Below are 23,454 nucleotides of genomic sequence, written 5' to 3'. Positions count from 1 at the left end.
GTGCGAGCGGAAGGACGAAAAGGATAAAGCACGCAAGCCCGGACCGCGACTGCACGGGCCATCCCGACTCGCGTATGGTCACGCACACCTACTCCCGGCCGACCGTGGTGCATCCGTGATCCGATTCGACAACGTCTCCAAGTCCTATCCGAAGCAGAACCGCCCCGCGCTCCGGGATGTCTCCCTGGAGATCGAGAAGGGGGAGTTCGTCTTCCTCGTCGGTTCCTCCGGCTCCGGAAAGTCGACCTTCCTGCGGCTGATCCTGCGCGAGGAGCGCGCCAGCCACGGACAGGTCCACGTCCTGGGCAAGGACCTCGCCCGGCTGTCCAACTGGAAGGTGCCGCACATGCGCCGCCAGCTCGGGACGGTCTTCCAGGACTTCCGACTGCTGCCCAACAAGACGGTCGCCGAGAACGTGGCCTTCGCGCAGGAGGTCATCGGCAAGCCGCGCGGCGAGATCCGCAAGGCCGTGCCCCAGGTGCTCGACCTGGTCGGCCTCGGCGGCAAGGAGGACCGCATGCCGGGCGAGCTCTCCGGCGGTGAGCAGCAGCGCGTCGCCATCGCCCGGGCCTTCGTCAACCGGCCGATGCTGCTGATCGCGGACGAGCCCACCGGCAACCTCGACCCGCAGACCTCGGTCGGCATCATGAAGCTGCTCGACCGCATCAACAGGACAGGGACCACCGTCGTCATGGCGACCCACGACCAGAACATCGTCGACCAGATGCGCAAGCGCGTGATCGAGCTCGAGAAGGGCCGCCTCGTCCGCGACCAGGCGCGCGGCGTCTACGGCTACCAGCACTGAGCGGACAGGGGAAAGTCACACCATGCGCGCTCAGTTCGTGCTCTCGGAGATCGGGGTCGGTCTCCGGCGCAATCTGACGATGACCTTCGCCGTCATCGTGTCCGTGGCCCTGTCGCTGGCCCTGTTCGGCGGTGCCCTGCTCATGCGCGAGCAGGTCAGCACGATGAAGGACTACTGGTACGACAAGGTCAACGTCTCCATCTTCCTCTGCAACAAGAGCGACGGCGCCACCTCGGCCAAGTGCGCCAAGGGTGCGGTCACCAAGGAGCAGGCCGAGCAGATCGAGGCCGATCTGAAGAAGATGGACATCGTCGAGACGGTCCACCACGAGTCCGCCGACGAGGCCTACAAGCACTACAAGGAGCAGTACGGCGACACGGCCATCGCGTCCGTCGTCACGCCGGACCAGATGCAGGAGTCGTTCCGGGTCAAGCTCAAGGACCCGGAGAAGTACAAGGTGGTCGCGACCGCCTTCGCCGGGCGGGACGGCGTCGAGTCCGTCCAGGACCAGCGCAACATCCTGCAGAACCTCTTCGACCTGATGAACGGCATGAACATCGCCGCACTCGGCGTCATGGGCCTCATGCTGGTCATCGCGCTGATGCTGATCGTCAACACGGTGCGCGTCTCGGCCTTCAGCCGGCGCCGGGAGACCGGCATCATGCGCCTGGTCGGCGCGACCAACTTCTACATCCAGATGCCGTTCATCATGGAGGCCGCCTTCGCGGGTCTCCTCGGCGGCGCCGTGGCCTGTGTGATGCTCCTCGTCGGCCGCTACTTCCTCATCGACCACGGCATCGCGCTCGCCGAGAAGATGCAGCTGGTGAACTTCATCGGCTGGGACGCCGTCTTCGCCAAGCTGCCGCTCGTCCTCGCGATCGGTCTGCTGATGCCGGCGCTCGCCGCCTTCGTCGCGCTGCGCAAGTACCTGAAGGTGTGACAGTTCACTCCTCGTGAGCACATGGCGTCGTACGGCCAACCACCGTACGGCGCCATGTGCTTGTCCTAGAGTGGGCGCCATGCGTGCCGGCGCCGGCCCCGAGTTCTGTCGAAGGCCCCGCGGAGTCCTCCGTGGGGCCGCTTTGACGCTGGTCTTCGCGGGCGTGCTCGGCACGGCCGCCGCCACCGGCGCGCTGCCCCGCGGGGAGCAGGCCCACGAGCCCGTGCCCGCCTCGGCGGCGACCGGCGACGTCGCCGGCCGCGATGCCGCCGGCCGTGACGCCGCGAGCCGGGACACCGTCGACCGCGCCGCGCTCGCCCGGGCCGCCGCCGAGGCGATGGCCGACGGCAAGTCCGGCAAGAAGGCCGCCGAGGACTTCGTCAGCCGCAGCGGCGACCGCTGGGGCGCGGTCTACGACAAGCAGGAGTACGCCGAGTTCGAGCAGGCCCTCGGCGGCTCGTACACCGGAGTGGGGCTCTCCGCCCGCCGGGCCGCGCGGGACCGGGTCGAGATCAGCCGGGTCACGCCCGGCGGACCGGCCGAGCGGGCCGGGCTGCGGCCCGGCGACCGGATCACCGCCGTGGACGGCCGCCCGGTCGACGCGCTCTCCGTCTCCGAGATCGTCTCGCTGCTGCGCGGCGACGGCGTTCCCGGCTCCACGGTCGCCCTCGGCGTCCAGCGCGGCGGGGACGCCTGGACCCGGTCGCTGCGCCGGGCCCGGCTCGCCGTGGACCCGGTCACGGTCCGGCGGCTCGACGACCGCACGGTGCTGATCCGGGTCACCGCCTTCACCAAGGGCACGGGGGAGCGGGTACGGGAGGCCGTGCGCTCCGCACCGGCCCGCGCCGGCGTCCTGCTCGACCTGCGCGGCAACTCCGGCGGACTGCTCGCCGAGGCCCGGACGGCCGCCTCCGCCTTCCTGGACGGCGGTCTGGTCGCCACGTACGACGTCGACGGCCGGCAGCACGCGGTGTACGCGGAGCGCGGCGGCGACACCACCCGGCCCCTGGTGGCGCTGATCGACGGCGGCACCATGAGCGCGGCCGAGCTGCTGACCGGCGCCCTCAAGGACCGCGGCCGGGCCGTGACGGTCGGCTCCCGCACCTTCGGGAAGGGCTCGGTGCAGATGCCGAGCACCCTGCCCGACGGCTCGGTGGCCGAGCTCACCGTCGGCCACTACCGCACGCCCTCCGGGCACGCGGTGGACGGCCAGGGCATCATCCCGGACCTCGTCGCCGGTGACGAGGGCGGCGGCGGGGGCGGCGACCGGGCGCAGGAGCGGGCCCGCACGGTATTGAGTGGCCTCGGAGGGGGCTCGTAGTGCGAAAATGACCGCACTATGGCTAAGGGACTCGTCAACGTGCAGGGCAAGCCTGCGAAAAAGAAGAGCCAGGACAAGGGGCCTGAGCGCAAGCTCATCGCGCAGAACAAGAAGGCGCGGCACGACTACCACATCCTCGACACCTACGAGTGCGGTCTGGTGCTCATGGGCACCGAGGTGAAGTCGCTGCGGATGGGCCGGGCGTCGCTCGTCGACGGCTTCGTCCAGATCGACGGCGGTGAGGCCTGGCTGCACAACATCCACGTCCCGGAGTACTCCCAGGGCAGCTGGACCAACCACTCGGCGAAGCGGAAGCGCAAGCTGCTGCTGCACCGCGCCGAGATCGACAAGCTGGAGCAGAAGTCCTCGGAGACGGGTCACACGATCGTGCCCCTGTCGCTGTACTTCCTGGGCGGCCGGGTGAAGTGCGAGATCGCGCTCGCCAAGGGCAAGAAGGAGTACGACAAGCGCCAGACGCTGAAGGAGAAGCAGGACACCCGCGAGGCGAGCCGTGCCATCGCGGCGGCCCGGCGCCGGCAGCGGGCGGCCCAGGCGGCCCTGCGCGGCTGACCCGGCCGGGCGGCCGCCGGGAATACGCTGGCAACCGCTCGTGTTGGTCACGTACGATGGGCCACGCACCCCACAGAGGGTGCAGGCACCCGTAAGGGTGCGGGCATTGAAAAATCAACATGGGGATGATCGGTTTCGACAGCGGATGTCGAAGCAGGGGAAGCGTGTCGAGGAAGCGGCAATGATCTCGTTAACCACGCGCCGAAACCAATAATCGCCAACACCAAGCGCGATTCCTTCGCCCTCGCTGCCTAAGTAGCGACTCGCGAAGTGTCAGCCCGGGGCTGTTCCCGACCCGGATCCTGGCATCAGCTAGGGAACTAAACCTTGATCCCGGTCACGGGGTGAAGAGGGAAATCACACAGTGACTGAGCCCGTTCCGGACTTGTCTGGGTGATCCGGAGGGCCGAGAAACTCGTACCAGACTGCACACGGAGAAGCCCTGGTTCCGCACCGTTGGACGCGGGTTCGATTCCCGCCATCTCCACTCATCCCATGTGGGCAAAGGCCCGGTGGTCGCACGCGACCGCCGGGCCTTTGTCATGCCCCCTTGTGGGATTGGTCTGGACCTGACACCCTGCGGTCGCCGCCCCCCATGCCACGGCATCCCCGGAGGTACGTATGCGCCACAAGGGACTCCTCGCGGTCCTGCTCATGCTCCTCGCCCTCTTCGTCCCCGCCGCCCCGGCCGCGACCGCGGCCGCGCCCGTGCAGATCTACGGCGCCTGGCACTGCGGTGACGACTACTGCACCTGGGCCACTCCCCGTACCGTCGCCGAGTTCGACGCCAGGAACCACTGGATGATCGACCGCGGCGACGGGCGGCCCTCCGTCAACCTGGTCGTGCTGAGCTTCGTCGAGCCGCTGAAACTGCTGCACCGCACCACGGACGCGGGCACCGCGAACGGCGTGCCCGTCGGCATGAGCCGCGAGATCGTGCAGTACTTCACCTCGCACGGGATCCGCGTAATGCTCTCCATCGGCGGCATCACCTACACCGACGAGTGGGACGCCGCCCTCGCCGAGGACCCCGCCGGCCTCGGCCGCAACGCGGCCGCCGTCGCCGCCGACCTCGGCGTCGGCATCGAGATCGACTACGAGCAGAACACCTCCCCGAACCTGGCCGGGCTGCAGGCCTTCATCGACGCCTACCGCGCCGTCCACCCGTACGACGCCTCCGGCGCGAACCCGGCCGCGCGGCTGACCATCGACACCGCGGCGGGCGACCGCTGGCTGATCGACATCAACCGCAAGGCCACCGCCGACTGGCTGCGCACCGACCGGCCGGTGCTCGACTACGCCAACGCCATGGTCACCGCCCGGCCCACGTCGGCGGCTTCGCACATCGCCAACTGGCAGGAGCACCTCGACGGCAAGGCGCAGTACTCCCCGCCGGTCGCCCCGCTCGCGCCCGCCAAGTTCACCGCGGGCCTCTACATCGCGTACGGGCGCAGCCCGCTGCCCGAGTGCACCGACTACGCGAACTCGCTGCAGCGGGCGACGGCGGACTGGGTCAGGAACGCGGCCCCGAACGGGGCCGGAACGACGGCCGGCCTGCTCGGCTACATGTTCTGGGCGGCGGAGAAGCCCTCCACGCGCGGCCTCGGCACCCAGGAGCCGGACGGCTGCGAGGACAGCGTCGGCGCGGGCGCCACGGCCTTCGGGGTCCAGACCCCGATGGGACCGCTGCGGCAGAGCTGATCGGCGCGGCCCCGGCCGCCACGGCGGCCGGGGCCGGTCAGCCGGAGTAGCGGTGGCGCGCCTGGAGGATCTTCACTTCCTTCTCGTCGGCCCGGTAGACCAGCCGGTGTACCGGTTCCCGGTACCGATGGTGGTCAGGCACAGCGCGAGTGCCACGGCCGCCGCGGTCGTCGGGATCGCGTAGCCGTACGTCGTCGAGGGTGCGTGTTCCGCGAGCCAGCCGCCCGTGGCCGAGCCGGTCGCGATGCCGCCGAGCAGGGCGGTGACCGCGAGCGTCATGCCCTCGTTGAGGCGGTCCGGCGGGGTGAGCCGCTGGATCAGGGCCATGCCCGTGAGCATCGTCGGGGCGATCGACATGCCCGCCGCGAGCAGGGCGGCCGCGAGGGCGAGGAGCGAGCCGCCGGCGGCGGCGAGGAGCGGGAGGGCCATCAGGGCGGTCATCGCGGCGAGGCAGGCGGCCAGCGGGGCCGTGCGGCGGACCCGGCCGTAGAGCAGGCCGGCCGCGGCGGAGCCGGCGGCCTGGAGGGCGAGCACCGGGCCCGCGACGGGACCGTTCACGTGCGCGAGGGTGACCACCTCCATCGCGCCGAAGACCGCGCCGGTGGCGAGGAAGACCGCGAGCAGGGCGGGCATGCCCGGGGCCCGCAGCGGGGAACCGGCCGTGGTCCGCGGGGCGACCGGCGGTTCGGTGGCCCGCTGGGCGGCGAAGAACAGCATTCCGGAGAGGAAGAGGAGCGCGGCGACGAGCGTGCCCGCCTCCGGGAAGAGCGCCGAGCAGAGGAATGCGGCCAGGACGGGCCCGAGCATGAAGCACAGCTCGTCGGCGGCCTGTTCGAAGGCGTTCGCGGTGTGCAGGGCGCCCGGGTCGGCCCTGAGCAGATGCGCCCAGCGGGCCCGCGCCATGCCGCCCGTGTTGGGCGCGGTGGCGCCGAGCACGGCGGCGGCGAACAGCGTCCACGCGGGCGCCCGGGCGTGGGCGCACAGCAGCAGCACCAGCTGTCCGAGGACGGCCCAGGCCGTGGCGGGGACCGCGACCCTGGCCTGGCCGTGCCGGTCGACCAGCCGGGCGATCCAGGGCGCGGTGAGGGCGCCCGCGACCAGGCCGGCGGCGCTGACGGCCCCGGCCAGGGCGTAGGAGCCGTAGACCCCGGCGATCATCACGACGGCGCTGACGCCGAACATGCCCGCGGGCAGCCGGGCGATCAGGTTGCCGGCGGTGAAGGCGCGGGTGCCGGGGAGGGCGAAGAGGCGGAGGTAGGGGCTGGTGGGAGCGGCGCGTTCCGCGTAGCGGGGCGCCAGGGCGGGGCCCGCGGGCGTCAGCGTCAGGTCGGATGGCGGCATGGGTCAAGGCTCCGTTGGCATGACCCTGGCGGTCCAACACCTATTCCGTGGCCATTGACTCACCTCCGTTGTTAATGTGCGGCGGTGACCCGACCGGACGACCTCGACCCCCGCCTCCTGCGCGCCTTCCTCGCCGTCGCCGAGGACCTCCACTTCACCCGCGCCGCCGGCCGGCTCCTCGTCGCCCAGCAGGCCCTCAGCCGGGACATCCGCCGGCTCGAACGCGCGCTGGGCGCCGAGCTGTTCGTGCGCACCACCCGCCAGGTCGCGCTCACCCCCGACGGCGAACGGCTCCTGCCGTACGCGCGCCGGGTCCTCGCCGCGTACGACGAACTCACCGAGGCCTTCCGCGGCGCACCGCGCCCGCTGCTCGTCGACCTCAACAGCGCGGGCCTCGGACACGAGCGGGTCCTCCACCGCGCCCGCGAACTCGCCCCCGACATCGAGCTGATGGCCCGCTACGAGAGCGGCCTCACCGGCGCCGCGCGCGAGATCCTCGCCGGTCGGCTCGACGCCTCCTTCGGCCGGTACGGCGGGCTCGCGCCGGCTCTCCGGGCCGGTCTGGAGGCGCAGTTCGTCGGGTACGAGCCGATGGCCGTCCTGCTGCCCGAGGGCGACCCGCTGGCCGGACTGCCCGAGGTGCCGCTGGACGCGCTCGCCGGCCGTGACGTCTACGCGGGCGCCGGCAACGACCGTACGCCCGAGTGGACCGGCTTCGCCGAGCTCCTCTTCGCCGGGCGGGGCATCCGCGTCGCCGCACCCGCGCCGCTCGCCGTCGGCAAGGAGGAGTTCCGCCGGATCATGGCCAAGGCCCCGACCCCGGTCCTCGCCGTGGTCGGCTTCCCGCCCATGCCCGGCAGCGTCCTGCGTCCCCTCGTCGACCCCGTGCCCCTGTCACCCGTGAGCCTGGTGTGGCGCAAGGGCCTGCGGCACCCCGGAATCGACGCCCTGCGCCGGGCCGCCGCCGAGCTCACCCTCCGCGAGGGCCGGCACGCCCGCCCGGCCGGTTCCTGGCTGCCGGAGGGCGAGATCCTCGGGAGCACCCCAGGGGCGCTCACAGCGCGCCCGCGCTCCGGGTGAGAGCAAGGTTCCGCACCCGTCACTTCCCGCCACCGCCCTGAAACGCGCGCTTCCTAGCGTCGGCCGTACAGGCAGACGACACAGCGGACACAGCGGAGGTGCGGGATGGGCGGTCGGTGGATCGAACGCTGGGAGCCGGAGGACGAGACCTTCTGGCGTGAGCAGGGCGAGCGGATCGCCCGCCGGAACCTGTGGTTCTCGGTGCTCGCCGAGCACATCGGCTTCTCCATCTGGAGCCTGTGGTCCGTCATGGTGCTCTTCATGGGACCGCAGTACGGCGTCGACCCGGCGGGCAAGTTCTTCCTCATCGCGACCGCCACCCTCGTCGGCGCCTTCATCCGCGTCCCGTACACCTTCGCCGTCGCCCGCTTCGGCGGCCGCAACTGGACGGTGATCAGCGCCCTGCTGCTCCTGCTGCCGACCGGGCTCGCGTTCGCGGTGATGGAGCCGGGCACCTCGTACGGCACCCTCCTGCTCGTCGCCGCCCTCACCGGCGTCGGCGGCGGCAACTTCGCCTCCTCGATGACCAACATCAACGCCTTCTTCCCGCTGCGGAAGAAGGGCTGGGCGCTCGGCCTCAACGCGGGCGGTGGCAACATCGGCGTGCCGGTCGTCCAGCTCGTCGGCCTCCTCGTCATCGGCACCGCCGGCGCCATGCACCCGAGGATCGTGCTCGGCGTCTACCTGCCGCTGATCGCCGTCGCCGCCCTGTGCGCCGCCCTCTTCATGGACAACCTGGCGCCGGTCAAGAACGACACCGGCGCGGTGCGGGAGGCCGTCAAGGCCCGGCACACCTGGATCATGGCCTTCCTCTACATCGGCACCTTCGGCTCCTTCATCGGCTACAGCTTCGCGTTCGGCCTGGTCCTCCAGACCCAGTTCGGCCGCACCCCGCTCCAGGCCGCCTCCCTCACCTTCATCGGCCCGCTGCTCGGCTCGCTCGTCCGGCCCGTCGGCGGCGCGCTCGCCGACAGGCACGGCGGCGCCCGGATCACCCTCCTCACCTTCGCGGCGATGGCCGTCGCCGCCGGAATCGTCCTCTACGCCTCCGTCGTCGAGTCCCTCACGGTCTTCCTGATCGGCTTCATCGGGCTCTTCGCGCTCAGCGGCCTCGGCAACGGCTCCACGTACAAGATGATCCCGGCGATCTTCCTCACCCAGGGCCACCGCAAGGGCCTCACGGGCGAGGCGGCGGAGGCGTACGGGCGGCGGCTCTCCGGCGCCTCCATGGGCCTCATCGGCGCCGTCGGGGCGCTCGGCGGCCTCGGCATCAACCTCGCCTTCCGCCAGTCGTTCCTCACCGTCGGCTCCGGCACCGCCGCCTTCGTCGCCTTCCTGCTCTTCTACGCGGCGTGCATGGCCGTCACCTGGGCGGTATACCTTCGCCGGCCCGCCGCCGTGGCGCCCGTACCGGACACGGCCGCCGGTGTGGAGCCGGACCGCGCACCCGCCGAGGTGTGAGTCACTGGTTCATGTCTGTCGAAGATGCCCCGGCGATCATGCCGGGGCATCACGGTGTCCCCGACGCGGAGCACCCGTGCCGGGGTGTCGGCATTTCGAGGAGATGTGAACTTGCGTTCGGTAATTCACGTGTTGGGGTGAGGGTCGCAGGATTGGGGCGCATATGTGCGGTGGTCGTACATATGGTGCTTCAGGGGTGTGGGAGGGCGTTGCACGCCGGACCGGGGACCAGGAGAGGGACGGTGCAGGTGGGGGCGACTGGGGAGGCTGGGCATGCCCGGTACACGTATCGGCTGCGTGTGTCGTCTGGTGCTCGCGCTGCTCTGGTGGCGGAGTGGGACCGGTGCCGATGGCTGTGGAACGAGTGTGTCGCCAAGTCCCGGGCCAACCATCTGCATAGCAAGGCCACTGGCGAGAAGGTCACGTGCGGCCCGGCGCAGCTCGACCGGCTGTTGACGGAGGCCCGTGCCCGTACGCCGTGGCTGCGTGAGGGCTCGTCGGTGTGCCAGCAGCAGATCATCCGCGACTTCGGCAGGTCCCGCGCAAAGGCTCAGAAGGACATCACGGACCGTCTGCCTGTGGCGCGCCGGTCCGGGATGCCCAGGTGGAAGACCAAGCGCGAAGCGCTGCCGACGCTCAATTACACCCGGCGGGGCTTTCGGTTGACGGAGGACCGTCTACACCTGGCCGGGGGAATCGTCATGACGGTCGTGTGGTCGCGGAAGTTGCCGGCCGAACCGTCCTCGGTACGCGTGTACCAGGACAGTCTCGGGCACTGGTACGGCTCATTCGTCGTCCCCGATCGGGTCCGACCGCTGCCGGAGACGGGCCGCGTACTCGGCGTCGACTGGGGCGTGAGGGAGACCGCCACCACAACGTCCGATGCGCACGACCTGCCGCATGCCGAGCACGGCAGGAAGGCCCAGGTGAGGCTCACTCGGTACGACCGGATGATGGCCCGCCGCAGGCCGAAGAAGGGGTACGCAGCGTCGAAGGGCTATCGCGAGGCGAAGCGTCTGCGGGCCAGGGCGTACAAGAAGACGGCCCGGCAGCGGGAGGACACCGGCCGAAAGTGGGCCAAGAGGGTCGTGGCGGACCACGACGTGATCGCGGTGGAGGACTTCCGCCCGAAGTTCCTCGCCAAGACCACCATGGCCAAGAAGGCCGCTGACGCCGCCATCGGCGCCACCAAGCAGGCCCTGATCGGGATGGGCCGCAAGCACGGGCGGGACATCCGCCTCGTACACCCCGCGCACACCACGATGGACTGCGCGCACTGCGGAGCGAGAGCCAAGCACGCACTGCCGCTGGGGATGCGCACCTACACGTGCACCGCTTGCGGAACCTCGTCCCCAAGGGACAAGAACTCCGCCCGTGTGATGCTTGTCCGGGCTGGTCTCATCCCGGCTGGTGCTGATGGTGGAAGACCTTCTGGAGCGCTGCTCCAGGAGGCGGCCTGAGCCAGAAATCCCCTTCCCGTGGAAGGGGAGGATTCAAAGTGGCCCCGCACGGCCGTAACGACCAGGAAATAATGGTGAACCGAGACCGACACGCGACCCCGGCAGTCTCGGCCGACAGGGACGAGTACGACAGGGGCGACGACATGGACGAGCGGCAGGAACAGGGCCACGGTCCGCTGGCGGGTTTCACCGTCGGGGTCACGGCGGCACGGCGCGCCGACGAGCTGATCGCGCTGCTGCGCCGCCGGGGCGCGGGCGTGGTGCACGGTCCGGCGCTGCGGATCGTGCCGCTCGCCGACGACACCGAACTCCTCGCCGCCACCAAGGACCTCATCGACCACGCCCCGGACGTCGTCGTCGCCACCACGGCGATCGGCTTCCGCGGCTGGGTCGAGGCGGCCGACGGGTGGGGGCACGGCGAACAGCTCCTCGACCGGCTGCGCGGCGTCGAACTCCTCGCCCGCGGCCCCAAGGTGAAGGGCGCCGTCCGGGCGGCCGGGCTCACCGAGTCCTGGTCGCCCTCGTCCGAGTCGATGGCCGAGGTCCTCGACCGGCTGCTCGGCGAGGGCGTCGCCGGCCGGCGGATCGCGCTCCAGCTGCACGGCGAGCCGCTGCCCGGCTTCGTCGAGGCGCTGGTCGCCGGCGGCGCGGAGGTCGTGCCCGTACCCGTCTACCGCTGGATGCCGCCCGAGGACATCGGCCCGCTGGACCGGCTGCTCGACGCGACCGTCGGCCGCGCCCTGGACGCGGTGACCTTCACCAGCGCCCCGGCCGCCGCCTCGCTCATCGACCGCGCACGCGAACGCGGGCTGCTCGACGAGCTGGTGACGGCCCTGCGGCACGACGTGCTCGCCGTGTGCGTGGGCCCGGTGACCGCCCTGCCGCTCCAGGGCCTGGACATCGACACCCACCAGCCGGAACGCTTCCGGCTCGGCCCGCTCGTCCAGCTGCTCTGCACGGAACTGCCCGCCCGGGCCCGGGTCCTGCCGGTGGCGGGCCACCACGTCGAGATCCGCGGCCACGCCGTCCTCGTCGACGGCGCGCTGCGCCCGGTGCCGCCCGCCGGGATGGCCCTCCTCGGGCTGCTCGCCCGCCGCCCCGGCTGGGTGGTCGGCCGCCCCGAGCTGCTGCGGGCGCTGCCCGGCGCGGGCCGGGACGAGCACGCCGTGGAGACGGCGATGGCCCGGCTGCGCACCGCGCTCGGCACGCCCAAGCTGATCCAGACGGTGGTGAAGCGTGGCTACCGGCTGGCGCTCGACCCGGCGGTGGACACGAAGTACGGGGACGGGGGCGGGGCTTAGGGGCTGCCGGGCGGGGACGGGGACGGGTCTCAGGGCCTGCTTGGCGGGTGCGGGCGGACGTTCGAGGCGCGGGAGGCGCGGCCGGAGGCCGGGGGCGCGGGCGGAGGCTGGGGGCGCCGGCTGAGGCTGGAGGCGTGGTCTGGAGGCGTGGGCGGAGGGCGGGGGCGGAGGCTGGGGGCGTGGGCGGGCGTCGGCGGGCGTGGGCGTCTACCGTACGCGGATGACCACGAGCATGATCAGGATCAGACCCGCGGATCCCGGATCCGCCACCGACGCCGCCGCGCTCGCCGCCGCCCTGCTCCGCAACCGGGACCACATGCGCCCCTTCGAGCCGGAACGGGCGGAGGCGTACTACACGCCCGAGGCCCAGGCGGCCCGGCTCGGCGACGGCGGGCGGCGCTGGTTCGCCGTGGACGGGGAGCGGATCGTCGGGTCCGCGACGCTGTCCGGGATCGTCCTGGGACCGTTCCGCAGCGCCTCGCTCGGCTACTGGGTGGACGGCGAGTACACGGGCCGGGGCGTGGCCACCGGCCTGACGGAGGAGGTCTGCCGCGCCGCGCGCGAGGAGCTCGGCCTCCACCGGATCGAGGCGAGCACGCTCCTCGACAACCACGCCTCGCAGCGCGTCCTCGCCAAGTGCGGCTTCACGCGGATCGGGACGGCTCCGGACTACCTCCACATCGCCGGCGCCTGGCGCGAGCACCGTCTCTTCCAGCGGATCCTGCACGACGACCCGCCGCCGGCCGGCTAGCGGGAGCCCTCCGGGGGCCTGGTCGCGGCCCGCAGCACCGGGGCGCGGACGTGGGACTTCTGGAGGCCGGGGCGGAAGATCATGATGATCAGGCGGGCGCCCGGGGCGGTGAGCGGCTGGGCGGCGCAGATCGTGACGTGGCCGGGGCCCAGGAGGGCGTGGCGCAGCGGGCGTTCGTCGCCGTCGGGGGAGATGTGGAAGCCGCCCGCCTCCCAGAGCGGGCCGAGGAAGGGCTCGGCGCGCACCTCCCGCTCGATCGCCCGCAGGGTCTCGTCCTCGGGGCGCGCGGCGAGCGCGGCGCGCAGTTGGGGCAGGATCAGCGGGGCCCACACGGTGTGCCAGTCGACGAGGGTGTCCTCCCGCGCGCTCTCGTCCAGGAGCATCCAGCGGATGGTGTTCGCGGGGGCCCGGCCGCCCGGGTACATCTCGGCGAAGTGCCGGTTGTGGGCCAGCAGGTTCCAGGAGGCGTCGGTGACGTACGCCATGTGCCCGATGCCGTCGACGGCCTCCTGCCAGGCGCCGGGGACCTCGAGCCCGGAGGAGGGGTTGAGCGGGCCGGGCGGGTCGCCGATGCCCGCGTACCGGCAGAGGGAGACCCACTCCTGCTCGTTGAGGCGGAAGAGGCGGCCGACCTGCCGCAGGTAGTCGGCGGGCGGGTTCGGGTAGCGGCCGGTCTCCAGGCGGTTGTACGTGTCGACCGCGCGGCAGGTCAGCTCGTCCACCTGCTGCTGGGACAGGCCACGGGCACGCCGGCCGCGGCCGGTGGGCCGGGAGAGGCCGTGCGTTTCGGGGGCGATGAGCTCACGGCGCTCCTTGAGCAGTGCCCGTAGTGCCGTCCTGTTCACCTGGCCTCCCGAATTGTCCGTATGCGAATTTGTAGGAAAAACGACCCGTAGATAATAGACAGTTCAACATTCATGCTGTGGGTGCCTCGCGCCGCGGTCCCGCCGGACCGCACTGACCTGCGAGGACACCACGGACACCGGACAGCACTCCCCCGAGCGGTCCGGTTGTCGGTCGGCCCGGGCGGCTCCCCCGTACGCCCGGGCCGACCGCTGTCCGCGCCCCCGTACGGCCCCGCTGTCCGGCCGTCTCCCGTCCGGGGCCGCCGCCGTCCGCGATCCGTACGGCCCGCCGCGCGCCGCCCCGCCCCTGAGGCCCCTCCGGCGGACCAGGCCCCGGCTGCCCTCACCCCTCCCCGGTCCGCGCCCGCAGCGGCTCCAGTGCCCGCCCCAGCCGCGCCGCCCACTCCTCGGCCGTGCCCCGTACGGCCGGACGGCCCGCCCGGAAGTCCGCCCACTCCTCGGGCCTCACCGCCGCCGCGTCCGGCCGCAGCGCCTCCGCCACCGCCGGGCGTCCCGGCTCGCGCCGGAACACCCGCCGCAGCAGCTCCGGCGAGAGCCGCGTGGCCGGGCACTCCGCGAGGAGCACCGCGTCGTAGAGGTCCTTGGCGCGGCCGCCACGGCCGTCCGGCGCGGAGTCGGTGTGCAGCCACAGCAGCTTCCAGGCGAGCGACAGCTCCCGGCCCGCCGTGCGCAGCACGGTCGGGGCCGTGCCGTCGTGGCGCGGTATCGCCGTCAGGACCGGCGCCTCGGGCAGCCGCTCGTCGCGCGCGAAGTCCAGCCGTACCTCGCCCGGCGGGAGCCCGTCCGCCGACCAGGGGACGACCAGGCGGATGCCGGGGCAGTCGTACGCGGTGTAGGTCCAGGTGCCGTCCAGGCGGGCGGCCGCCGCGTCGAGCCGTACGCCCGGCCCGGCCTCCGGCCGCTCCCGCACCAGATCGAGCAGCACCTCGTGCGGCCCGCGTGTGTCGGGCTCCGGCCCGACCACCCACTGCAGGCCCTCCGGCGGGACCCTGGGGTGCAGCCCGCGCGTCTCGAACTCCTCGAACCGCCAGAACTCGTGGCGCCCGGCGCCGTCCGCCGCCTCCGGCCACTGCTGTACGGCCGCCAGCTCCTCCACGTACGGATAGGGGTGCGCGGGATCGAGCGGGACCAGGGGCGACGGCGGCACGACCCAGTCGAGGTCGGCCGGCTCCCGGGCCAGGGCACCCACCCAGGCCGGCATGACGGCGCTGCCCCGCAGCACCAGCTCGTCACCCAGCGGCGATCCGGCCACGAGGGCCAGCAGGTGGTCGAGCACGGCGCGGTGCGCGCCGCGCCGCCGTCCCTCCCCGGCGGCCGGCCGCCGCTGCTCCTCCGCGCGTCCCTCGTCCATGGAGCCTCCCCCTCCGGTCGGCACCGACTGTAGTGATCACCACTGACAGAGCCGGGCGCCCGCTCGGCGGAACACCCCCTAGGGGGTGTCTCGCCGATCATGCCGGGCTCGCGACGCCTGGCACCGCGCCTCGCCGCGTTGCCGAAGCGCCCCGATAGCTCCGCTATCAAGCCACTCCGGCGCCTTGCGACGCGTCCCCTCGGCCCTGGCGGGCCTGGGGAGACCCCATGCACCAGACGCCGCTCCCTGATCCGGCCTGATCGGCGAGACACCCCCTAGCCAGCTCCGCTCCCCAGGAGCACTCTGGTCCCGGCCCGCCCGGAGCCGGGTCCGCACGGAGCCAGGAGGTGGCAGGGGCATGACAGAAGGTTGGGACTCCGGACGCGTCTGCCTGGATCTCGCCGTCGCGGCCCTCGACAGCCCCGAGGCCCTGGCCGGCTTCCTCCGCACCACCGGGCTCGTCCCGCCCGCCACCCGGCTGCGCACCCTCGACGCCCGCTGGCTCGGGCCCTTCCGTGAGCTGCGCGACTGCGTCGCCGGCCTCGTCGCCGCCCAGCTGGAAGGCCGGCCGGCCCATCCCGCGGCCCTGGAGCTGCTCAACGCGCTGGCCGCCGCCTCCGCCCCGCCCGCGCCCCGCGCCGTACGCACCCGCTCCGGGACCCTGGTCCGCGCCCTCAGCGGCGAACCCGACTGCCGCGCGCTGCTCGCCGCCGTCGCCCGGGACGCCGTCGACCTGCTCACCGATCCGGCCGCCCGCGCACTGCTGCGCCGCTGCGAGGGGCCGGGCTGCCGCCGCTGCTATCTGGACACCTCGCGGGGCCGGCGCCGCCGCTGGTGTTCGAGCGCGGCGTGCGGCAACCGGGCCCGGGTCGCCCGCCACCGCGCCGCGCATCCCCGGACCGGCCGCCGCCAGGCCTGACATATCCCACCCTGGTGGCGTACGCTCGACGGCTGCCCAGTGCACGTCAGAAGGGGGCCCCGGTGGCCGCGCAGGAAGCCGTCGACACGGTCAGAGACCGTGAGATCGGTGTCGAACAGGAACATCTGGATCAGGTCTACCGCCGCCTCGAGGAGAAGATCCACGAGGCCGAGTTCCTGATGCAGGACGCCGCACGGCGGGGCCAGGTCGGTACGCCCGGCGCCCTCGCCGAGCGCGATGCCCAGGTGTTCCGGGCCGGCATCCACCTCAACCGGCTCAACAACGAGTTCGAGGACTTCCTCTTCGGCCGCATCGACCTGCTCCACGGGAAGGACGGCAAGAAGGGCCCCGACGGCGCGTTCACCTCCGTCGAACCCGCCGCGGACGCCGTGCGCCCGGACAACACCGCCGAGATCGGCGAGACCCTGCACATCGGCCGCATCGGCGTCCTCGACGCCGACTACGCCCCGCTCGTCATCGACTGGCGCGCCCCCGCCGCCGCCCCCTTCTACCGCTCCACGCCCGTCGACCCCGGCCGGGTCGTGCGCCGCCGCGTCATCCGCTCCAAGGGTCGCAAGGTCCTCGGCGTCGAGGACGACCTGATGCGCCCGGAGCTCAAGGCCACCCTCGAAGGCCGCGAGCTGCCCGTCATCGGCGACGGCGCCCTCATGGCCGCGCTCGGCCAGGCCCGCGGCCACACCATGCGCGACATCGTCGCCTCCATCCAGGCCGAGCAGGACCTGGTCATCCGCGCCCCCGCCGCCTCCGTCACGTACGTCGAGGGCGGCCCCGGCACCGGCAAGACCGCCGTCGCCCTGCACCGCGCCGCCTACCTGCTCTACCAGGACCGGCGGCGCTACGCCGGCGGCATCCTCATCGTCTCGCCGACCCCGCTGCTCGTCTCGTACACCGAGGGCGTGCTGCCCTCGCTCGGCGAGGAGGGCCAGGTCGCCATCCGCGCCCTGGGATCCTTGGTCGACGGCGCCGAGGCCGACGCGTACGACGAGCCCGCCGTCGCCCGCGTCAAGGGCTCCTCCCGCATGGTCGCCGTGCTGCGCAAGGCCGCCCGCGGCGCCCTGGAGACCCCCGCGCCCAAGGCCCAGCTCGCGCTCGGCGACGACGACGGGGCCGACGAGGCCGGCACCCCGGCCCGCGCCGGCACGCCCACCCTCCTCCGGGTCGTCGCCTTCGGCCGCCGCCTGGAACTCGGGGCCGACGAGCTCCGCCGCATCCGGCAGAACGTGCTGTCCGGCACCGCCCCCGTCAACCTGCTCCGCCCGCGCGCCCGCCGGCTGCTGCTCGACGCGCTGTACGCCAAGTCCGGCGCCGCCGGCCGGCACAGCGACCCCGAGCTCGCCGCCGAACTGCGCTCCTCCTTCGACGAGGACGTGTCGACCGAGGACGCCTTCCTCGGCTTCCTCGACGCCTGGTGGCCGGAACTCACCCCGCGCCAGGTGCTCGACGCGATGGCCGACGAGAAGCGGCTCGGCCGCTGGGCGCGCCGGATCCTCAACCCGGGCGAGGTCCGCCGGCTCGCCCGCTCGCTGCGCCGGCCCGGGCTCTCCGTGCACGACGTGGCCCTGCTCGACGAGCTGAACACCCTGCTCGGCGCCCCGGCCAGGCCCCGCAAGAAGCGGGAGTACGACCCGCTGGACCAGCTCATCGGTCTGGAGGAGCTGATGCCGGTGCGGGAGGAGACCCAGCGCGAGCGGGCCGAGCGGCTGGCCGCCGAGCGCACCGAGTACGCCCACGTCATCGTCGACGAGGCCCAGGACCTCACGCCCATGCAGTGGCGCATGGTCGGCCGCCGCGGCCGGCACGCCACCTGGACCGTCGTCGGCGACCCGGCCCAGTCCTCCTGGTCCGACCCGGACGAGGCGGCCGAGGCCCGTGACGAGGCCCTGGGCACCCGGCCCCGGCGCCGCTTCGAGCTGACCGTGAACTACCGCAACCCGGCCGAGATCGCCGAGCTCGCCGCGAGGGTGCTCGCGCTCGCTATGCCCGGCAAGGAATCACCCAAGGCGGTCCGCTCCACGGGCGTCGAGCCCCGCTTCGTCGCGGTGGGAGAGAAGGGCGAGCTGGCCGAAACCGTACGGTCGGAGGCGGAGCGGCTGCTCGGCGAGGTGGACGGCACGGTCGGCGTGGTCGTCGCCATGGACCGGCGCGCCGAGGCCGCCCGCTGGCTCGACGGGCTCGGCGACCGGGTGGTGGCGCTGGGCTCCCTGGAGGCGAAGGGCCTGGAGTACGACGCCACGGTGGTCGTCTCGCCCGCGGAGATCGCGGACGAGTCGCCGGCCGGTCTGCGGGTGCTCTACGTGGCGCTGACCCGCTCCACGCAGGCGCTCTCGGTGATCTCGGGCGAGCGCGACCTGCCGGACGCGGACGGCGTACCGGACCTGCTGCGGGACTGACGGCGCGGGACGCGACTGCCGCGGGCCCGCGGGCGGTCGGCGCGGGACTGACGGCGCGGGGCTGATTTCGGTCAACCCGCGCCGCAGGAATCACTTCCCGGCCCGGTTTGTTAGCCTGGTCGTGGCACCGGCTCGATCCAAGCCCCCGGGCCCAACCTTCGTCCCTTAGAGGGACCACTTGCCGCGAGGCGAGCATGGCGGGTCGGTGTCGCTCACGTGCGGAGAGGCCCCCGTCACCTTCGGGTGACGGGGGCCTCTTCTGTTTCCCGGGCATCTCTCGTATGGTGGAAACTACTTTCCGAAAACGAAATGACCGTATTACCTGCTACCCGCAGGTAGGTGCGACGATCGGAGGGCGCCACCCGGCGACCAGCCGGGCCGGCGTAGCAACGAAGCTAGGGAAAGCAGAGGAACACGGCCATGGCAACGGCGCCCAGCGTCTCGTACTCGATGACGGTCCGGCTCGAGGTGCCCGCGAGCGGCACCGCGGTCTCCCAGCTCACCACGGCGGTCGAGACCCACGGCGGCTCCGTCACCGGCCTCGACGTGACGGCCTCCGGGCACGAGAAGCTGCGCATCGACGTCACCATCGCCGCCACCTCGACGGCGCACGCCGACGAGATCGTCGAGCAGCTGAAGAACATCGAGGGCATCGTCGTCGGCAAGGTCTCCGACCGTACGTTCCTGATGCACCTCGGCGGCAAGATCGAGATGGCGTCCAAGCACCCCATCCGCAACCGTGACGACCTGTCCATGATCTACACCCCGGGCGTGGCCCGCGTGTGCATGGCGATCGCCGAGAACCCCGAGGACGCCCGCCGCCTCACCATCAAGCGCAACTCCGTCGCAGTCGTGACGGACGGCTCCGCCGTCCTCGGCCTCGGCAACATCGGCCCCAAGGCCGCCCTGCCCGTCATGGAGGGCAAGGCGGCCCTCTTCAAGCGCTTCGCCGGCATCGACGCCTGGCCGATCTGCCTGGACACCCAGGACACCGACGCCATCGTCGAGATCGTCAAGGCGATCGCCCCCGGCTTCGCGGGCATCAACCTGGAGGACATCTCCGCGCCGCGCTGCTTCGAGATCGAGGCCCGGCTGCGCGAGGCCCTCGACATCCCGGTCTTCCACGACGACCAGCACGGCACCGCCATCGTCGTCCTCGCCGCCCTGACCAACGCGCTGCGCGTGGTGGGCAAGGGCATCGGCGACGTACGGGTCGTCATGTCCGGTGCGGGCGCCGCCGGTACGGCCATCCTGAAGCTGCTGATCGCGGCCGGCGTCAAGCACGCCGTCGTCGCCGACATCCACGGCGTCGTCCACGCGGGCCGCGAGGACCTGGTCGCCGCCCCGGCCGACTCGCCGCTGCGCTGGATCGCCGACAACACCAACCCCGAGGGCGTCACCGGCACCCTCAAGCAGGCCGTCGTCGGCGCCGACGTCTTCATCGGCGTCTCCGCCCCGAACCTGCTCGGTGCGGACGACGTGGCCGCGATGGCCGAGGGGGCGATCGTGTTCGCGCTCGCGAACCCGGACCCCGAGGTCGACCCGGCGATCGCCCGTCAGACGGCCGCCGTCGTCGCCACCGGCCGTTCGGACTTCCCGAACCAGATCAACAACGTGCTGGTCTTCCCGGGCGTCTTCCGCGGTCTGCTCGACGCGCAGTCCCGGACGGTGAACACGGACATGATGCTGGCCGCCGCCAGCGCCCTGGCCGACGTCGTCTCCGAGGACGAGCTCAACCCGAACTACATCATTCCCTCGGTCTTCAACGACAAGGTCGCGGGAGCGGTCGCGGGCGCCGTGCGCAACGCGGCCAAGGCCGCGGGCGCCTGAGCCCCCGCAGCGGCCTCCGGGGCGGCCCCGGCGCGCGTGTCGCGGGTCGCCGCATCCCAAACCCGCCTTTAGGGTGGTAGTTCGGCTCCGCACCGTCCGTGCGGAGTCGACGCTACGTCACCACCGAGGGGCACTGGCGCTTTTCGTGTGACCCCAGAGGGTGCCGGATTGGCGTTCCCGCCGCTGGTGGGGGCAGGATGCGGTCTGGGCGCGAGGGTCTGTCACCAGACCCGGGTCCGGGCACTGTCCGAGGGCCCTGGCAGCATCGGCTTCGCAGTGCCCATCATGCGGCCCCGCCGCGTGGCCCGCCTCACAGGCAACCCGCCTCACAGGCAAGAAGAAATACGGGAGTAACGAAATGAACCGCAGTGAGCTGGTGGCCGCCCTGGCCGACCGCGCCGAGGTGACCCGCAAGGACGCCGACGCCGTGCTGGCCGCCTTCGCCGAGATCACCGGCGAGATCGTCGCCAAGGGCGACGAGAAGGTCACCATCCCCGGCTTCCTGACCTTCGAGCGCACCCACCGTGCCGCTCGCACCGCTCGTAACCCGCAGACCGGCGACCCGATCAACATCCCGGCCGGCTTCAGCGTCAAGGTCTCCGCGGGCTCCAAGCTCAAGGAAGCCGCCAAGGGCAAGTAAGCAGCCTGTAGGCAACAGAAAGGGCGGCCACCCTGTCAGGGGGTGGCCGCCCTTCCGTTTGCCCTTCAGAGGCCGCGTACAGCCGCTTACGGCCGCGTACGCCGCGTACAGCGTCGTACGGCCGCGTCCGGCCGTACGACCGCCGGTCAGACCAGTGCGCTGCCCGGGAGCTCGACCTTCGCGCCCAGCTCGACGAGCTTCTCCATGAAGTTCTCGTAGCCGCGGTTGATCAGGTCGATGCCGTGCACCCGGCTGGTGCCCTGGGCCGCGAGGGCGGCGATCAGGTACGAGAAGCCGCCGCGGAGGTCCGGGATGACCAGGTCGGCGCCCTGGAGCTTGGTCGGGCCGCTGACGACCGCCGAGTGCAGGAAGTTGCGCTGGCCGAAGCGGCAGTCCGAACCGCCCAGGCACTCCCGGTACAGCTGGATGTGGGCACCCATCTGGTTCAGCGCCGAGGTGAAGCCGAGCCGCGACTCGTACACCGTCTCGTGCACGATCGACAGGCCCGAGGCCTGGGTCAGGGCCACCACCAGCGGCTGCTGCCAGTCGGTCTGGAAGCCGGGGTGCACGTCCGTCTCCAGGGCGATCGCGTTGAGCGAGCCGCCCGGGTGCCAGAAGCGGATGCCCTCGTCGTCGATCTCGAAGGCGCCGCCGACCTTCCGGTAGGTGTTGAGGAAGGTCATCATCGAGCGCTGCTGCGCGCCGCGCACGTAGATGTCGCCCTCGGTCGCGAGCGCCGCCGAGGCCCAGGACGCCGCCTCCAGGCGGTCGGAGAGGGCGTGGTGGTTGTAGCCGCCGAGCTTGTCCACACCGGTGATGCGGATGGTGCGGTCGGTGTCGATGGCGATGATCGCGCCCATCTTCTGCAGCACGCAGATGAGGTCCTCGATCTCCGGCTCGACCGCCGCGTTGGACAGCTCGGTGACGCCCTCGGCGAGCACGGCGGTGAGCAGCACCTGCTCCGTCGCGCCGACGGACGGGTACGGAAGGGCGATCTTGGTGCCGCGCAGCCGCTGCGGGGCCTCCAGGTACTGCCCGTCCGCCCGCTTCTCGATCGTCGCGCCGAACTTGCGCAGCACGTCGAAGTGGAAGTCGATCGGCCGGCCGCCGATGTCGCAGCCGCCCAGGCCCGGGATGAAGGCGTGGCCGAGGCGGTGCAGCAGCGGGCCGCAGAACAGGATCGGGATCCGGGAGGAGCCGGCGTGGGCGTCGATGTCGGCCACGTTGGCGGACTCGACGTGCGTCGGGTCGAGGATCAGCTCGCCCGGCTCCTCGCCGGGGCGGACCGTCACCCCGTGCAGCTGGAGCAGTCCGCGGACCACGCGGACGTCACGGATGTCGGGCACGTTGCGCAGTCGGCTCGGCTCGCTGCCGAGCAGGGCGGCGACCATCGCCTTGGGCACGAGGTTCTTCGCGCCGCGGACGCGGATCTCGCCCTCCAGCGGGGTTCCGCCATGGACGAGCAGTACATCATGGCTGTCTGTGCCGGTCATGAATCTCGCGTTCCGGGTCGTCGGTCGGGTGGCCAGAGAAAAGAGTAAGGGGCAAGGAGACCTCACTTGTGTGGCTCAGGGGCCCCGGCGAACGTAATGAATTCGGCACAACACCCTCCGTCCCCGTGATCTTGCGGAGCGTTACCGTCCGCTTCTCCCCGGCCCTGCTTCCGCGCCGCACGCCCCGGCCCGGCCCGCTCCCGGCTGACCTGCGTCGGCGCCCGCCTACCCCGGACCCGTGCGGACAACCCCCGCGAACGCCGAAAGTGCGGAATCATGTGTCGCATGACCGAGGTGTCCTCGCTCACAGGCCGGCTGCTCGTCGCCACCCCCGCGCTGGCGGATCCCAACTTCGACCGCGCGGTGGTCCTGCTGCTCGACCACGACGACGAGGGCTCCCTCGGCGTGGTCCTCAACCGCCCGACCCCGGTGACCGTCGGCGACATCCTCGCCCCCTGGGCCGCCCTCGCCGGTGAGCCCGGCGTCGTCTTCCAGGGCGGCCCGGTCTCCCTCGACGCCGCCCTCGGCATCGCCGTCATCCCCGGCGACGAGGGCCCGCTCGGCTGGCGCCGGGTCTACGGCGCGATCGGCCTGGTCGACCTGGAGACCCCGCCCGAGCTCCTCGGCCCGGCCATCGGCGCCCTCCGCATCTTCGCCGGCTACGCCGGCTGGGGCCCCGGCCAGCTGGAGGCCGAGCTGCGCGACGGCGCCTGGTACGTGGTCGAGTCCGAACCCGGCGACGTCTCCTCGCCGCGCCCCGAGACCCTCTGGCGCCAGGTCCTCCGCCGCCAGCGCGGCGAACTCGCGATGGTCGCGACGTACCCGGACGACCCTTCGCTGAACTGAGCCCCGGGTCTTTCAGTACGCTTGGGTCCTATGAGCACTCTCGAGCCCGAGCGCGGGGCAGGTACGGGAACCCTCGTCGAGCCGACGCCGCAGGTGTCCCACGGTGACGGCGACCACGAGCGCTACGCCCACTACGTCCAGAAGGACAAGATCATGGCGAGCGCCCTCGACGGCACTCCCGTGGTGGCACTGTGCGGCAAGGTCTGGGTACCGGGGCGCGACCCCAAGAAGTACCCGGTCTGCCCGATGTGCAAGGAGATCTACGACTCCATGGGGTCGGGCGGCGACAAGGACAAGGGCGGCAAGGACGGCAAGTAGTCCGGACTTCCGCGGTCGGGGACGGTCCCCGGCACGCGTACCAGTCACT

20 protein-coding genes and 1 other RNA gene are annotated in these 23,454 nt (G+C 72.3%); 17 read left to right on the top strand and 4 right to left on the bottom strand.

What is annotated here, in order from left to right:
• The first annotated feature begins 115 nt into the window (after nucleotides 1-115).
• From ftsE to ACFWJO_RS10555, 6 genes are all read left to right on the top strand, one after another.
• Nucleotides 116-805, top strand: a complete 690-nt coding sequence (ftsE, locus tag ACFWJO_RS10580) for a cell division ATP-binding protein FtsE (protein ID WP_345487862.1) — start codon at nucleotides 116-118, stop codon at nucleotides 803-805.
• A 22-nt stretch (nucleotides 806-827) separates the two neighbouring features.
• On the top strand, nucleotides 828-1,745 hold the full coding sequence (gene ftsX, locus ACFWJO_RS10575) for a permease-like cell division protein FtsX (RefSeq protein ID WP_384408902.1): 918 nt from the start codon (nucleotides 828-830) through the stop codon (nucleotides 1,743-1,745).
• A 79-nt stretch (nucleotides 1,746-1,824) separates the two neighbouring features.
• On the top strand, nucleotides 1,825-3,066 hold the full coding sequence (locus tag ACFWJO_RS10570) for a S41 family peptidase (RefSeq protein ID WP_386864325.1): 1,242 nt from the start codon (nucleotides 1,825-1,827) through the stop codon (nucleotides 3,064-3,066).
• A gap of 18 nt (nucleotides 3,067-3,084) precedes the next feature.
• Nucleotides 3,085-3,636 (top strand): SsrA-binding protein SmpB, encoded by a 552-nt coding sequence (gene smpB, locus ACFWJO_RS10565; RefSeq protein WP_386864324.1) that lies wholly within the window; start codon nucleotides 3,085-3,087, stop codon nucleotides 3,634-3,636.
• A gap of 121 nt (nucleotides 3,637-3,757) precedes the next feature.
• Nucleotides 3,758-4,126: a transfer-messenger RNA gene (gene ssrA / locus ACFWJO_RS10560) on the top strand.
• 131 nt (nucleotides 4,127-4,257) lie between these two features.
• Nucleotides 4,258-5,337 (top strand): hypothetical protein, encoded by a 1,080-nt coding sequence (locus tag ACFWJO_RS10555; protein WP_386864323.1) that lies wholly within the window; start codon nucleotides 4,258-4,260, stop codon nucleotides 5,335-5,337.
• Nucleotides 5,338-5,409: 72 nt separating this feature from the next.
• Here ACFWJO_RS10555 and ACFWJO_RS10550 read toward each other — a convergent pair whose 3' ends face one another.
• The gene (locus ACFWJO_RS10550; RefSeq protein WP_386864322.1) at nucleotides 5,410-6,678 is read right to left on the bottom strand and encodes an MFS transporter; all 1,269 of its coding nucleotides are present in this window, start codon (nucleotides 6,676-6,678) and stop codon (nucleotides 5,410-5,412) included.
• Nucleotides 6,679-6,762: 84 nt separating this feature from the next.
• Between ACFWJO_RS10550 and ACFWJO_RS10545 the strand changes: the two genes are divergently transcribed.
• From ACFWJO_RS10545 to ACFWJO_RS10525, 5 genes are all read left to right on the top strand, one after another.
• Nucleotides 6,763-7,758: a LysR family transcriptional regulator gene (locus tag ACFWJO_RS10545; protein ID WP_386864321.1), complete on the top strand. Its 996-nt coding sequence runs from the start codon at nucleotides 6,763-6,765 to the stop codon at nucleotides 7,756-7,758.
• Nucleotides 7,759-7,863: 105 nt separating this feature from the next.
• On the top strand, nucleotides 7,864-9,219 hold the full coding sequence (locus ACFWJO_RS10540) for a nitrate/nitrite transporter (protein WP_386864320.1): 1,356 nt from the start codon (nucleotides 7,864-7,866) through the stop codon (nucleotides 9,217-9,219).
• 242 nt (nucleotides 9,220-9,461) lie between these two features.
• Nucleotides 9,462-10,679, top strand: coding sequence for an RNA-guided endonuclease InsQ/TnpB family protein (locus ACFWJO_RS10535; protein WP_386864319.1), 1,218 nt, complete (start codon nucleotides 9,462-9,464; stop codon nucleotides 10,677-10,679).
• 143 nt (nucleotides 10,680-10,822) lie between these two features.
• Nucleotides 10,823-11,980: a uroporphyrinogen-III synthase gene (locus ACFWJO_RS10530; protein WP_386864318.1), complete on the top strand. Its 1,158-nt coding sequence runs from the start codon at nucleotides 10,823-10,825 to the stop codon at nucleotides 11,978-11,980.
• A 220-nt stretch (nucleotides 11,981-12,200) separates the two neighbouring features.
• A complete protein-coding gene (locus ACFWJO_RS10525; RefSeq protein WP_386864317.1) occupies nucleotides 12,201-12,731 on the top strand; it encodes a GNAT family N-acetyltransferase in 531 nt (176 codons plus the stop codon).
• On the opposite strand, the gene ACFWJO_RS10520 is transcribed toward ACFWJO_RS10525, so the two are convergent.
• Both ACFWJO_RS10520 and ACFWJO_RS10515 read right to left on the bottom strand, forming a co-directional pair.
• Nucleotides 12,728-13,576 carry a helix-turn-helix domain-containing protein gene (locus ACFWJO_RS10520; protein WP_386864316.1) on the bottom strand — a complete coding sequence of 283 codons (849 nt, stop codon included), beginning with the start codon at nucleotides 13,574-13,576 and terminating at the stop codon, nucleotides 12,728-12,730. The genes ACFWJO_RS10525 and ACFWJO_RS10520 overlap by 4 nt on opposite strands.
• A 343-nt stretch (nucleotides 13,577-13,919) precedes the next feature.
• Nucleotides 13,920-14,948 (bottom strand): nucleotidyl transferase AbiEii/AbiGii toxin family protein, encoded by a 1,029-nt coding sequence (locus ACFWJO_RS10515; RefSeq protein ID WP_386864315.1) that lies wholly within the window; start codon nucleotides 14,946-14,948, stop codon nucleotides 13,920-13,922.
• A 358-nt stretch (nucleotides 14,949-15,306) separates the two neighbouring features.
• Between ACFWJO_RS10515 and ACFWJO_RS10510 the strand changes: the two genes are divergently transcribed.
• The 4 genes from ACFWJO_RS10510 (at nucleotide 15,307) to ACFWJO_RS10495 (ending at nucleotide 20,748) form a co-directional block, all read left to right on the top strand.
• The gene (locus ACFWJO_RS10510; RefSeq protein ID WP_386864314.1) at nucleotides 15,307-15,867 is read left to right on the top strand and encodes an ABATE domain-containing protein; all 561 of its coding nucleotides are present in this window, start codon (nucleotides 15,307-15,309) and stop codon (nucleotides 15,865-15,867) included.
• Between the two features lie 62 nt (nucleotides 15,868-15,929).
• The gene (locus tag ACFWJO_RS10505) at nucleotides 15,930-18,278 is read left to right on the top strand and encodes a HelD family protein (protein ID WP_386864313.1); all 2,349 of its coding nucleotides are present in this window, start codon (nucleotides 15,930-15,932) and stop codon (nucleotides 18,276-18,278) included.
• Between the two features lie 420 nt (nucleotides 18,279-18,698).
• Nucleotides 18,699-20,108: an NAD-dependent malic enzyme gene (locus ACFWJO_RS10500; protein WP_384408930.1), complete on the top strand. Its 1,410-nt coding sequence runs from the start codon at nucleotides 18,699-18,701 to the stop codon at nucleotides 20,106-20,108.
• Nucleotides 20,109-20,466: 358 nt separating this feature from the next.
• Entirely contained in the window at nucleotides 20,467-20,748 is a 282-nt protein-coding gene (locus ACFWJO_RS10495) for an HU family DNA-binding protein (protein ID WP_128983783.1), read from the top strand.
• Nucleotides 20,749-20,894: 146 nt separating this feature from the next.
• On the opposite strand, the gene murA is transcribed toward ACFWJO_RS10495, so the two are convergent.
• Complete coding sequence (gene murA / locus ACFWJO_RS10490) at nucleotides 20,895-22,241, bottom strand: UDP-N-acetylglucosamine 1-carboxyvinyltransferase (RefSeq protein ID WP_386864312.1); 1,347 nt, start codon at nucleotides 22,239-22,241, stop codon at nucleotides 20,895-20,897.
• Between the two features lie 285 nt (nucleotides 22,242-22,526).
• Here murA and ACFWJO_RS10485 point away from each other — a divergent pair, with 285 nt between their 5' ends.
• On the top strand, nucleotides 22,527-23,087 hold the full coding sequence (locus ACFWJO_RS10485) for a YqgE/AlgH family protein (protein WP_362529395.1): 561 nt from the start codon (nucleotides 22,527-22,529) through the stop codon (nucleotides 23,085-23,087).
• Nucleotides 23,088-23,117: 30 nt separating this feature from the next.
• Complete coding sequence (locus ACFWJO_RS10480; RefSeq protein ID WP_384408936.1) at nucleotides 23,118-23,405, top strand: DUF3039 domain-containing protein; 288 nt, start codon at nucleotides 23,118-23,120, stop codon at nucleotides 23,403-23,405.
• Nucleotides 23,406-23,454 lie beyond the last annotated feature (49 nt).

The sequence above is a fragment of the Streptomyces sp. NPDC127092 genome (genome assembly GCF_042722475.1).
Classification (GTDB): Bacteria; Actinomycetota; Actinomycetes; order Streptomycetales; family Streptomycetaceae; genus Streptomyces.
The sequence above is the reverse complement of the archived record's forward strand: the minus strand, read 5'-3'. Positions and strand labels throughout refer to the sequence as shown.